This window comes from Stutzerimonas stutzeri, from assembly GCF_000935215.1.
GTDB lineage: Bacteria > Pseudomonadota > Gammaproteobacteria > Pseudomonadales > Pseudomonadaceae > Stutzerimonas.
Window position 1 is genome coordinate 22,067 of sequence record NZ_JXXD01000015.1, and the last position, 11,997, is coordinate 34,063.

At 64.6% G+C, this 11,997-nt stretch carries 8 protein-coding genes; 7 read left to right on the forward strand and 1 reads right to left on the reverse strand.

From position 1 onward, the window contains the following. The first annotated feature begins 40 nt into the window (after nucleotides 1–40). The 4 genes from thpD (at nucleotide 41) to trhP (ending at nucleotide 4,426) form a co-directional block, all read left to right on the forward strand. Nucleotides 41–949, forward strand: a complete 909-nt coding sequence (thpD, locus tag LO50_RS02220) for an ectoine hydroxylase (protein ID WP_044313968.1) — start codon at nucleotides 41–43, stop codon at nucleotides 947–949. A gap of 153 nt (nucleotides 950–1,102) precedes the next feature. Further along, nucleotides 1,103–2,533 (forward strand): aspartate kinase, encoded by a 1,431-nt coding sequence (locus tag LO50_RS02225; RefSeq protein ID WP_044313969.1) that lies wholly within the window; start codon nucleotides 1,103–1,105, stop codon nucleotides 2,531–2,533. 173 nt (nucleotides 2,534–2,706) lie between these two features. Then, nucleotides 2,707–2,925, forward strand: a complete 219-nt coding sequence (locus LO50_RS02230; protein ID WP_041015392.1) for an HP1242/YdcH family protein — start codon at nucleotides 2,707–2,709, stop codon at nucleotides 2,923–2,925. A gap of 127 nt (nucleotides 2,926–3,052) precedes the next feature. Further along, complete coding sequence (gene trhP, locus LO50_RS02235; RefSeq protein ID WP_044313970.1) at nucleotides 3,053–4,426, forward strand: prephenate-dependent tRNA uridine(34) hydroxylase TrhP; 1,374 nt, start codon at nucleotides 3,053–3,055, stop codon at nucleotides 4,424–4,426. A gap of 34 nt (nucleotides 4,427–4,460) precedes the next feature. Here trhP and LO50_RS02240 read toward each other — a convergent pair whose 3' ends face one another. Continuing rightward, nucleotides 4,461–7,313: a putative bifunctional diguanylate cyclase/phosphodiesterase gene (locus LO50_RS02240; protein ID WP_044313971.1), complete on the reverse strand. Its 2,853-nt coding sequence runs from the start codon at nucleotides 7,311–7,313 to the stop codon at nucleotides 4,461–4,463. Nucleotides 7,314–7,568: 255 nt separating this feature from the next. Between LO50_RS02240 and uvrD the strand changes: the two genes are divergently transcribed. The 3 genes from uvrD to LO50_RS02255 all read left to right on the forward strand — a co-directional run bounded on the left by uvrD (nucleotide 7,569) and on the right by LO50_RS02255 (nucleotide 11,952). Further along, nucleotides 7,569–9,758 carry a DNA helicase II gene (gene uvrD, locus LO50_RS02245; protein WP_044313972.1) on the forward strand — a complete coding sequence of 730 codons (2,190 nt, stop codon included), beginning with the start codon at nucleotides 7,569–7,571 and terminating at the stop codon, nucleotides 9,756–9,758. 73 nt (nucleotides 9,759–9,831) lie between these two features. Continuing rightward, the gene (locus LO50_RS02250; RefSeq protein WP_014822045.1) at nucleotides 9,832–10,935 is read left to right on the forward strand and encodes a TRAP transporter substrate-binding protein; all 1,104 of its coding nucleotides are present in this window, start codon (nucleotides 9,832–9,834) and stop codon (nucleotides 10,933–10,935) included. A gap of 174 nt (nucleotides 10,936–11,109) precedes the next feature. Beyond that, nucleotides 11,110–11,952, forward strand: a complete 843-nt coding sequence (locus tag LO50_RS02255) for a Tim44 domain-containing protein (protein WP_044313973.1) — start codon at nucleotides 11,110–11,112, stop codon at nucleotides 11,950–11,952. Nucleotides 11,953–11,997 lie beyond the last annotated feature (45 nt).

The following is an 11,997-nucleotide window of genomic DNA, read 5'->3' on the forward strand; positions in this document are numbered from 1 at the left end:
CCGCCCCCCATCACAAGAAAAGGAGGTAAGCGTGAACCCTATGCAAGCCGACCTGTATCCCTCGCGCCAGGAAGACCAGCCCAGCTGGCAGGAACGCCTGGATCCGGTCGTCTACCGCAGCGACCTGGAGAATGCGCCGATAGCGGCGGAGCTGATCGAGCGTTTCGAGCGCGACGGCTACCTGGTCATTCCCAATCTGTTCAGCGCCGACGAAGTGGCGGTGTTCCGTGCCGAACTCGAGCGCATGCGCCAGGACCCCGCCGTCGCCGGTTCCGGCAAGACCATCAAGGAACCCGATAGCGGCGCAATCCGCTCGGTGTTCGACATTCATAGCGACAACGATCTGTTCGCCCGCGTGGCTGCCGACGAGCGCACCGCCGGCATCGCCCGCTTCATTCTCGGTGGTGATCTGTACGTGCATCAGTCGCGGATGAACTTCAAGCCCGGCTTCACCGGCAAGGAGTTCTACTGGCACTCAGACTTCGAGACCTGGCACGTCGAGGACGGCATGCCGCGCATGCGGTGCCTGTCCTGCTCGATTCTGTTGACCGACAACGAGCCGCACAACGGCCCGCTGATGCTGATGCCTGGCTCACACAAGCACTACGTGCGCTGCGTCGGCGCCACGCCGGAGAACCACTACGAGAAATCCCTGCGCAAGCAGGAGTTCGGTGTGCCTGACCAGAACAGCCTGAGCGAGCTGGCCAGCCGCTTCGGCATCGACTGCGCCACCGGCCCCGCGGGCAGCGTGGTGTTCTTCGACTGCAACACCATGCACGGCTCCAACGGCAACATCACACCCAGCGCGCGAAGCAATCTGTTCTACGTCTACAACCACGTGGATAATGCCGTGCAGCCGCCGTTCTGCGAGCAGAAACCCCGCCCGGCATTCGTCGCCGAGCGCGAGACGTTCAAGCCGCTGGACATTCAGCCGCAACAGTATCTCTGAGGCGATTGGGCGCGTCTGATGACGGGCCTGATCCCCCGGCCTGGCCGATCACTTACGGCCCAGGGATGAATTCACTTTCAGCTCGTTGATCGACAGGTGCGCCAGCCGCGCCGGGCCCGTCAACGGCCTGCCAGATTCGGACGCAATAAAAATATGCATACCGTAGAAAAGATCGGCGGCACGTCGATGAGCCGCTTCGAGGAAGTCCTCGACAACATCTTCATCGGCCACCGTGAAGGCGCAGCGCTGTACCAGCGCATCTTCGTCGTCTCGGCCTACAGCGGCATGACCAACCTGCTGCTGGAACACAAGAAGACCGGCGAGCCCGGTGTCTATCAGCGTTTCGCCGATGCGCAGAACGAAGGCGCCTGGCGTGAGGCACTGGAACAGGTGCGCCGGCGCATGCTGGAAAAAAATGCCGAGCTGTTCAGCTCCGAGTACGAACTGCACGCCGCCAACCAGTTCATCAACTCGCGCATCGACGATGCCAGCGAGTGCATGCACAGCCTGCAGAAGCTCTGCGCCTACGGCCACTTCCAGCTCTCCGAGCACCTGATGAAGGTGCGCGAAATGCTTGCCTCCCTCGGTGAGGCGCACAGCGCATTCAACTCGGTGCTGGCGCTCAAGCAGCGTGGTGTCAACGCCCGTCTGGCCGACCTCACCGGCTGGCAGCAGGAAGCGCCGCTGCCGTTCGAGGAGATGATCGCCAGCCATTTCGCCGGCTTCGACCTGAGTCGCGAACTGGTGGTCGCCACCGGCTATACGCACTGCGCCGAAGGCCTGATGAACACCTACGACCGCGGCTACAGCGAGATCACCTTCGCCCAGATCGCCGCTGCCACCGGCGCCCATGAGGCGATCATCCACAAGGAATTCCACCTCTCTTCCGCCGACCCGAATCTGGTGGGTGCCGACAAGGTGGTCACCATCGGCCGCACCAACTACGACGTCGCCGACCAGCTCTCGAACCTCGGCATGGAGGCGATCCACCCACGTGCGGCCAAGACCCTGCGCCGTGCCGGTGTCGAGCTGCGCATCAAGAATGCCTTCGAGCCCGAGCATGGCGGCACGCTGATCAGCCAGGACTACAAGTCCGAGAAGCCCTGCGTCGAGATCATCGCCGGGCGCAAGGACGTCTTCGGCATCGAGGTGTTCGACCAGGACATGCTCGGCGACATCAGCCACGACATGGAGATCAGCAAGCTGCTCAAACAGCTCAAGCTCTACGTGGTAAACAAGGATTCCGACGCCAACAGCATCACCTACTACGCCTCCGGTTCGCGCAAACTGATCAACCGCGCCGCGCGGCTGATCGAGGAGCACTACCCGGCCGCCGAGGTCACGGTGCACAACCTGGCCATCGTTTCGGCGATCGGCTCCGACCTCAAGGTCAAGGGTATCCTCGCCAAGACCGTAGCCGCTCTGGCCGAGGCGGGCATCAGCATCCAGGCGATCCACCAGTCTATCCGCCAGGTGGAGATGCAGTGTGTAGTCAACGAAGAGGACTACGACGCCGCCATCGCTGCGCTGCACCGCGCACTGATCGAGCCGGAAAATCACGGCGATGTGATCGCAGCGGCCTGATTCAGACGCAAGACCGAAACGCCGGGCCGTCCCGGCGTTTTGCTGTCCGGCTTCCCGACTGCGTATGACGCGGGTCAATACCACAGGCAAGCACCGGTACGACCATGGAAGCACGAGGCAGCTCGGCCCGAGCCGATCTGCCCAAGCCGCTCATCCATGCCGCAGGAGTTGCCATGTTCCCCGAGTACCGCGACCTGATCACCCGCCTGAAGGCGGAAAACAAGACCTTTGCCCGCCTGTTCGACGAGCACAACGAGCTGGATCAGCGGGTCAAGAACATCGAAGCGCACATCGTCCCGGGCACCGACAGCGAGGTCGAGACCCTGAAGAAGGAGAAGCTGCAGCTCAAGGACCGGCTCTACGCCATGCTCAAGGAAGCGCCCGCCGCCTGATCCTCGGCGTCCCGCTCAGGCGGGGCGCCATTGCGCCTCACCCCGAATATCGCAGACGACGCGCAATCGACCGCCGAGCGCAGTAAAATGCCGCGCTTCTTCGATGCCCTCCTGCGAGTCCCGCGCCATGAGCACCCCCTACCGCACCGAGCTGCTGTCGCCTGCCGGCACGCTGAAATCCATGCGCTATGCCTTCGCCTACGGCGCCGATGCGGTGTACGCCGGGCAGCCGCGCTACAGCCTGCGCGTGCGCAACAACGAGTTCGACCATGCCAACCTCAAGCTCGGCATCGACGAGGCGCATGCGCTGGGCAAGCAGTTCTACGTGGTGGTCAACATCGCCCCGCACAACGCCAAGCTGAAGACCTTCATCAAGGATCTGGAGCCGGTGGTGGCGATGGGACCGGATGCGCTGATCATGTCCGACCCCGGGCTGATCATGCTGGTGCGCCAGCATTTCCCGCAGCAGACCATCCACCTCTCGGTGCAGGCCAACGCAGTGAACTGGGCGACGGTGAAGTTCTGGGAAAGCCAGGGCGTCAGCCGGGTGATCCTGTCCCGCGAGCTGTCGCTGGAGGAGATCGGCGAGATCCGCGAACAGGTGCCGGGCATGGAGCTGGAAGTGTTCGTCCATGGCGCGCTGTGCATGGCCTATTCCGGCCGCTGCCTGCTGTCGGGCTACATCAACAAGCGCGATCCCAACCAGGGCACCTGCACCAACGCCTGCCGCTGGGAATACAAGACCCACGAGGCCAAGGAGAACGAAGTCGGCGACATCGTGCACAAGTACGAGCCCATCGTCGTGCAACCGGCACAGGCTGCCAGCCCCGAGCCGACTCTCGGCGTCGGCGCGCCGACCGATGAGGTATTCCTGCTCGAGGACAGTAGCCGTCCGGGCGAATTCATGTCCGCCTTCGAGGACGAGCACGGTACCTACATCATGAACTCCAAGGACCTGCGCGCCGTGCAGCACGTCGAGCGCCTGGTGCAGATGGGCGTCCACTCGCTGAAGATCGAAGGCCGCACCAAGAGCCACTACTACGTGGCACGCACCGCGCAGGTCTACCGCAAGGCCATCGACGATGCGCTCGCCGGCCGGCCGTTCGACAGGTCGCTGATGGACACCCTCGAATCACTGGCCCACCGCGGCTACACCGAAGGCTTCCTGCGTCGCCACGTGCATGACGAATACCAGAACTACGAACGCGGCTTCTCGCTCTCCGAGCGCCAGCAGTTCGTCGGCGAGCTGACCGGCGAGCGGCGCAACGGCCTGGCCGAGGTGAAGGTGAAGAACCGCTTCGCGGTGGGCGACCGGCTGGAGCTGATGACGCCGCAGGGCAATCTCAACCTGCGTCTTGAGCGGCTGGAGAACAAGCGCGGCGATGCCATCGAGGTGGCACCGGGCGACGGCCATACGGTATACCTGCCGGTGCCGGAAGACGTCGATCTGCGCTACGCCCTGCTGATGCGCGAGCTGGACGGCAGCACCACGCGCGGTTGAGCGCGTAGCTGGCGTCGCATCGCGACGCCGCAGCCTAGCGCAGCAGCTCGGCGAACTGCTCGGCCGGCACCGGCGGGCTGAGCAGGTAACCCTGGATTTCGTCGCACTGGTTGGCCTTGAGGAAATCCATCTGCGCCTGGGTTTCCACACCCTCGGCCACCACCTTGCGTTCCAGGCTGTGGACCATGGCGATGATCGCCCGGGTAATCGCCGCATCCTGGCTGGAATGCTCCAGCTCGCTGATGAACGAGCGGTCGATCTTCACGTAGTCCACCGGGAAGCGCTTGAGGTAACTCAGCGACGAGAAGCCGGTGCCGAAGTCGTCGATCGCCAGCCGCACGCCCAACGCGCGCAGCTGCTCGCTGATGCTGATGGCATTGTCGATGTCGTCCAGTAGCTGGCTTTCGGTCAACTCCAGCTCCAGCATGGTCGCCGGCAGCCCGGTTTCCTCCAGCACCTGGCGCACCAGGCTGACGAAGTTGCCCTGGCGCAGCTGCTTGACCGAAAGATTCACCGACACGCGAATCTCGGCCAGCCCGTCCTGCTGCCACTGGCGCGCCTGGCGGCAGGCCTCACGCAAGACGAACTCACCGAGCGGAATGATCAAACCGGTTTCTTCCGCCAGCGGAATGAAGTGCGCCGGCGCGACCAGTCCGCGCTGCGGATGACGCCAGCGCACCAGCGCTTCGGCGGCTTCCAGGGCATCGCCAGCCAGGCTCAGGCGTGGCTGGTAGAAGACCTCCAGCTGACCGACTTCCAGCGCCTTGCGCAGCTGATTCTCCAGCTGCAGGTACTGCATGCTCGACGCCTGCGGTCGGTCGGTGAAGAACTGCAGCGTGTTGCCGCCCAGGTGTTTGGCCTGCTGCATGGCCATGTTCGCCTGGCGCAGCAGCACTTCCGCATCACGGCTGTTGTCCGGCATCAGGCTGACGCCGATGGAGGCGCTGATGACCAGCTCCTGCTCATCGATGATCAGCGGCTTGCGGATTCGCTGCAGCAAACGGCTGCCCAGGTGCGCGAGGCTGCTGAGGCTGCCATAGGCATCGAACAGTACGACGAACTCGTCGCCGGACAGCCGCGCGATGGTGTCGGCATCGGCCAGGGTCTGGGTGATCCGCCGCGATATCTCGCGCAGCAATGCGTCAGCGGACTCATGGCCCAGGCTTTCGTTGAGCAGCTTGAAGCGGTCCAGATCGATGTAGAGCACCGCCATGTTGCGACCGTTGCGACGCACCCGCTGGCAGGCCTCGTGCAGACGCTCCTTGAGCAGGCCACGGTTGGCCAGCCCGGTGAGATCGTCGTAATGGGTCAGATAGCGCAGGCGTTCCTCGATCTTGCGCCGCACGCTGAGGTCGGAGATGAACGCGACCACATGAGTGACGCTGTCGCTGGCATCGCGCACTTCGCGCAGCTGCACCCACTGCGGGTAGACCTCGCCGCTCTTGCGGGTCTCGATCAGCTCGCCCTGCCAGTGACCGTGCAGCTCCAGCGCTTCGCGCATGGCCTGGTACTGACGCTGACTCTCCGGCGAGCCGGCGATGCGCGCCACGCTGTGCCCGAGCAGCTCCTCGCGGCTGTAGCCGGACAGCGCGCAGCAGGCGTCGTTGACCGCCAGCACGCGGTAGCGATCGTTCATGATCACCATGCCTTCGCTGGCGGCTTCGAACACCGTCGCCGCCAGGCGCTGCTGTTCGGCCTGGCGACGCAGTTCGCTGATGTCGCGGCGGGTACCGATCATGCGCAGGGCACGGCCAGCGGCATCGCGCTGGATCACCCGGCCACGGTCCTCGAGCCAGAGTTCGCTGCCGTCGGCACGCAGTGCACGGTATTCGACGGCGAACTGCTCGGTTTCACCCCGCAGGTGCGCGATCAGGGTGGCGCGCACGCCGTCCAGATCCTTGGGATGGATGTCCGGCAGCGGCGAGCCATCTTCGTCGTAACGGTGCTGCCGGCCGATGCCGAACACCACTTCCAGGCGGGAATGATGCACATGGTTGTTCTGCAGATCCCAGTCCCACAGCCCGAGGCCACTGGCATCCAGCGCCAGATTCAGCCGCGCCTCGCTCTCGCCCAGCTCGTCGGCGAGCTGCGCGAGTTCCGCGGTGCGCTCGGAGACGCGCTGTTCGAGGCCATCGAAGGCACTGCGCAGCTGCTTTTCGGCATGGCGGCGCTGCTCCACTTCCGAGGCCAGGCGGCGATTGAGCTGGTCGGCTTCGCGGCCGGCGGTTTCCAGCCGCTCGATCAGTTGCTGCTTGTGCAGTCGCTGTTCGAGCCCGTCGTTCACCAGCCGGCTGATCTGCCAGCCGATCAGGCTGAGGGTGGCCAGCACGATCATCGCCAGCAAGCCCCAGCCCTGCTGCAGCGGATGCCCGCTGGTCATCAGCAGAAGGCCGGTGGGCAACAGACTTGGCACGGCGAAACTGAAGAAAGCGGGAAGGCACACCCCGTAAGCGACGCTCGCGGCCACGACGACCGAACCGATCAGCCCATAAAGCAGCGCCTGGGTAACAAAGACATCAGCCGGCACCAGCACGACCATTGCGTAGCACAGGCTCAGCGCAGACGCGCCACTGCCCAGCAGAAAGCGCCAACGCCAGCACGGCGCGGCTTGCGCATCGAGGCTAGCCCGGTTGAAGGCGAAGATCTGCTGCAAGCGCAACAGTGCCAGCGCGCCCATCCAGCCCAGCCACAGCCCGAGCTCGACACCGCCCTGCTCGCCCCAGAGCACCACGCCGAGAACCAGTGTCGTCAGCAACAACAGCCAGGCAGGTACGCGCGAACCTCGATACAGCAGCCGGGTACGCTCGGCAACGATATCGGCCGCCGACACCCCGCGGGACAATGGCTGTGTTGATGCCGGGCAGGCGGCTCGGATGGAATCGGTCATGAATATTGTTCTAGTAATAACTGCACCTAAAACAGGCTCCCTCGGAACCATACCACCGTCGATAATGGCACGTTGATGGCGTCGCGTCATACCATGGTGCGTCGGAAAAACGGCGATCGGTACTCCAGCCGACCAGCGGAAGGTTCCACCAGGCGCGATCAACCAGGACCGTGCCCGCGCCGGTTTGCCGCAGACGGCATCCCCAAATGGACCGCAGGGCGAGCGCAGCGCAGGCATTTCCAATAGAATGCCGCGATGCATGACGATCTCTCTCTCCTCCTGAATTCCCTCAACGATGCTCAGCGCCAGGCCGTGGCCGCGCCGCTTGGCCGCCAGCTGGTATTGGCTGGCGCCGGCTCGGGCAAGACCCGCGTTCTGGTGCACCGTATCGCGTGGCTGCACCAGGTCGAACGCGCCTCGCTGCACTCGATCCTGTCGGTGACCTTCACCAACAAGGCTGCCGCCGAGATGCGCCAGCGCATCGAGCAGCTGCTGCACGTGAACCCGCAGGGCATGTGGGTGGGCACCTTTCACGGCCTGGCCCACCGCCTGCTGCGCGCGCACTGGCAGGAGGCCAAGCTGGCGCAGAACTTCCAGATCCTCGATTCCGACGACCAGCAGCGGCTGGTCAGGCGGGTGATCCGCGAACTCGGCCTCGACGAGCAACGCTGGCCAGCGCGCCAGGCGCAGTGGTGGATCAACGCGCAGAAGGACGAAGGCCTGCGTCCGCGCAACATCCAGGCCGGCGGTGATCTGTTCCTCGCCACCCAGCTGAAGATCTACGAAGCCTATGAAGAGGCCTGCGCCCGCGCCGGGGTGATCGACTTCTCCGAGCTGCTGCTGCGCGCCCTGGACCTGTGGCGCGACCACCCGGGCCTGCTCGATCACTACCAGCGGCGTTTCCGCCACGTGCTGGTGGACGAGTTCCAGGACACCAACGCCGTGCAGTACGCCTGGCTGCGGCTGCTGGCCAAGGGCGGCGAGAGCCTGATGGTGGTCGGCGACGACGACCAGTCTATCTACGGCTGGCGCGGCGCGCGGATCGAGAACCTGCACCAGTTCAGCCAGGACTTCCCCGACGCCGAAACCATCCGCCTGGAGCAGAACTACCGCTCCACCGCCTGCATCCTCAAGGCCGCCAACGCGCTGATCGCCAACAACCAGGGCCGTCTCGGCAAGGAGCTCTGGACTTCCGGCTGCGAGGGTGAGCCGATCAGCCTGTACGCCGCGTTCAACGAGCACGACGAAGCGCGCTACGTGGTCGAGAGCATCGAGAAGGCCATCCGCGACGGCATGAGCCGCAGCGAGATCGCCATCCTCTACCGCTCCAACGCCCAGTCGCGGGTGCTGGAAGAGGCGCTGCTGCGCGAGAAGATTCCCTACCGCATCTACGGCGGCCAGCGCTTCTTCGAGCGCGCCGAGATCAAGAACGCCATGGCCTACCTGCGCCTGATCCAGACCCGCGACAACGACGCGGCGCTGGAACGGGTGATCAACGTGCCGGCGCGCGGCATCGGCGAGAAGACCGTCGAAGCACTGCGCCAGCTGGCGCGTGATCAGGGCCTGTCGATGTGGGCGGCGCTGCATCAGGCGGTCGGTACCAAGGCGGTTTCCGGCCGCGCTGCCAGCGCGCTGAACGCCTTTGTCGAGCTGGTCGATACCCTGGCGCTGAAGGTCGAAGGCATGCAGCTGCACAGCATGGCGCAGCTGGTCATCGAGCAGTCCGGGCTGCTTGCCTATCACCGCGACGAAAAGGGCGAGAAAGCCCAGGCGCGGGTGGAAAACCTCGAGGAACTGGTCTCCGCCGCGCGCGCCTTCGACAGCTACAGCGAAGAGGACGACGACGTCCAGTCACCGCTGGCGGCCTTTCTCGACCACGCCTCGCTGGAGGCCGGCGAACAGCAGGCCGGCGACCACGAGGACAGCGTGCAGCTGATGACCCTGCACAGCGCCAAGGGCCTGGAGTTCCCGCTGGTGTTCCTGGTCGGCATGGAAGAAGGCCTGTTCCCGCACAAGATGAGCCTGGAGGAATCCGGCCGTCTGGAAGAAGAACGCCGCCTGGCCTACGTCGGCATCACCCGCGCCATGCAGCAGCTGGTGATCACCTACGCCGAAACGCGCCGGCTGTACGGCAGCGAGACCTATAACAAGATCTCGCGTTTCGTCCGCGAAGTGCCGCCGGCGCTGATCCAGGAAGTACGTCTGAGCAATACCGTGACGCGCTCGTTCAGCGGCAAGAGCATGAGCGGCTCGTCGCTGTTCGACGGCGCCGGCGTGCCGGAAACGCCGTTCAGCCTCGGCCAGCGTGTACGCCATTCGCTGTTCGGCGAAGGCACCATCCTCAACTTCGAAGGCTCCGGCGCCCAGGCGCGGGTGCAGGTGAATTTCGAGGACGAGGGCAGCAAATGGCTGATGCTCAGCTACGCAAAACTTGAAGCCCTGTGAGGTTGACGCTAACGTCAACCCGTCATACCGACAAGCCATTCCTATAAGAAGAATCTTCCAAGGATACCGACCCATGAAACGCCGCCATCTGTTCGGTGCTGCCGCTGCCTTGCTTGCTACCCTCGGCCTTGCCGGCTGCAATGACGACAAGAACGTCGAAACCGCAGGCCAACAAGCCGCCAGCGAACCCGCCAAGACCTACACCTGGAAGATGGTCACGGCCTGGCCGAAGAACTATCCCGGCCTGGGCACCGCCGCCGAGCGCCTGGCCGATCGCGTCAAGGTGATGAGCGACGGTCGCCTGACCATCAAGGTCTACGCCGCCGGTGAGCTGGTCCCAGCGCTGGAAGTGTTCGATGCCGTTTCCCGCGGCACCGCCGAACTGGGCCACGGCGCCGCCTACTACTGGAAGGGCAAGGTGCCCACCGCGCAGTTCTTCACCTCGGTACCGTTCGGCCTGTCCGCCATCGAAATGAACGCCTGGCTGAGCAAGGGCGAAGGCCAGAAGTTCTGGGAAGAGGCCTATGCACCTTTCGGCGTGAAGCCGATGGTGGTCGGCAACACCGGCATGCAGATGGGCGGCTGGTACAACAAGGAAATCGATTCGCTGGACGACCTGCGCGGGCTGAAGATCCGCATGCCGGGCCTCGGCGGCGAAGTGCTGGCGCGTCTCGGCGCGACCACCGTGAATCTGCCTGGCGGCGAAGTGTTCACCGCACTGCAGACCGGCGCGATCGACGCGACCGACTGGGTCAGCCCGTACAACGATCTGGCCTTCGGCCTGCACAAGGCCGCCAAGTATTACTACTACCCAGGCTGGCAGGAGCCGCAGGCGGTGCTGGAGCTGCTGGTGAACCAGAAGGCGATGGATACCCTGCCCGAGGACCTGCAGGCGATCCTCACCGAGGCGACCCGTGCGGCCAGCCGCGACATGATGGATGACTACGTCTACAACAACGCCCTGGCGCTGGACCAGCTCAAGCAGCAAGGCGTGGAGCTCAAGCGCTTCCCCGACGAAGTGCTCGGCGCCATGCAGGAGCAGTCGGAGCTGGTGCTCGGCGAGCTGGCCGAACAGAGCGAGCTGAACGGCCGCATCTGGGCGTCGATGAAAGCCTTCCAGGAACAGGTCAAGCCAATGCACGAAATCTCCGAGAAGGAGCTGTACAACTGGCGCTAAACCCGCTGCAGCACAGAACGGAGCCGTCAGGCTCCGTTTTCGCATCTTGCCCAGCGCTGACCTGGCGCGACCAACGGTCGCAAGCAAAAGCCGGTAACATACTGCCCCTGGCCAACCCCTGCCTGCCTCGGCAGGATGGCGCGCGTACTCCACTCTTTTCAGCGGGAACACTCAATGCAACGTGTGCTTAGCATCTTCATGGCGCTGTGTATCAGCCTGACCTTCGCGCTCGACGCCCACGCCAAGCGTTTCGGCGGCGGCAAGAGCTTCGGCTCGGCGCCCAGCCACCAGACCCGCCAGGCGCCCCAACAGACCCAGGCCGCACCGAATCAGGCTGGCCGTCAGACGCCCGCTGCCGCCAGCGGTGCTTCGCGCTGGCTCGGCCCGTTGGCCGGTCTGGCCGCCGGTGGTCTGCTCGCCTCGATGTTCATGGGCGACGGCTTCGAGGGCATCCAGTTCATGGATATCCTGATCTTCGGCGTGATCGCGTTCCTGCTGTTCCGCTTCCTCGCCGCCCGCCGTCGCCAGCAGCAGCCTGCCATGGCCGGCCATGCGCCGATGCAGCGTGACATGCCACAGCAGCCGTCGACCTCCATCTTCGGTGGCGGCGCCGCCCCGGTTGCCGCCGCCCCGGTGATCAACGCCCCGGCCTGGTTCAACGAGCAGAGCTTCGTCGCCGCAGCCCGCGAGCATTTCCTCTCGCTGCAGCAGCACTGGGACGCCAACGAGATGGACAAGATCTCCGAGTTCGTCACCCCGCAGCTGCTGGGCTTCCTCAAGCAGGAGCGCGCCGAGATCGGTGATGCCTATCAGTCGACCTACATCGACGATCTGCAAATCCAGCTCGACGGCGTCGACGACGATGCCGAGAAGACCACCGCGACCCTGACCTTCACCGGCACCGCGAAAACTTCGCGCTTCGACCAGGGCGAGCCGTTCAGTGAAAGCTGGCGCATGGAACGTGCCCAGGGCGAGAACCAGCCTTGGCTGGTCGCTGGTATCCGCCAGAACGCCTGATCGGCGTCGTGTAGAAAATCTGGTCTGCCTTAGCGCAGTCCACAG

Coding starts and splice junctions, on each gene's coding strand:
- thpD (WP_044313968.1), top strand. CDS start 41: ATGCAAGCCGACCTGTATCCCTCGCGCCAGGAAGACCAGCCCAGCTGG.
- uvrD (WP_044313972.1), top strand. CDS start 7,569: ATGCATGACGATCTCTCTCTCCTCCTGAATTCCCTCAACGATGCTCAG.
- trhP (WP_044313970.1), top strand. CDS start 3,053: ATGAGCACCCCCTACCGCACCGAGCTGCTGTCGCCTGCCGGCACGCTG.
- LO50_RS02255 (WP_044313973.1), top strand. CDS start 11,110: ATGCAACGTGTGCTTAGCATCTTCATGGCGCTGTGTATCAGCCTGACC.
- LO50_RS02230 (WP_041015392.1), top strand. CDS start 2,707: ATGTTCCCCGAGTACCGCGACCTGATCACCCGCCTGAAGGCGGAAAAC.
- LO50_RS02225 (WP_044313969.1), top strand. CDS start 1,103: ATGCATACCGTAGAAAAGATCGGCGGCACGTCGATGAGCCGCTTCGAG.
- LO50_RS02250 (WP_014822045.1), top strand. CDS start 9,832: ATGAAACGCCGCCATCTGTTCGGTGCTGCCGCTGCCTTGCTTGCTACC.
- LO50_RS02240 (WP_044313971.1), bottom strand. CDS start 7,313: ATGACCGATTCCATCCGAGCCGCCTGCCCGGCATCAACACAGCCATTG.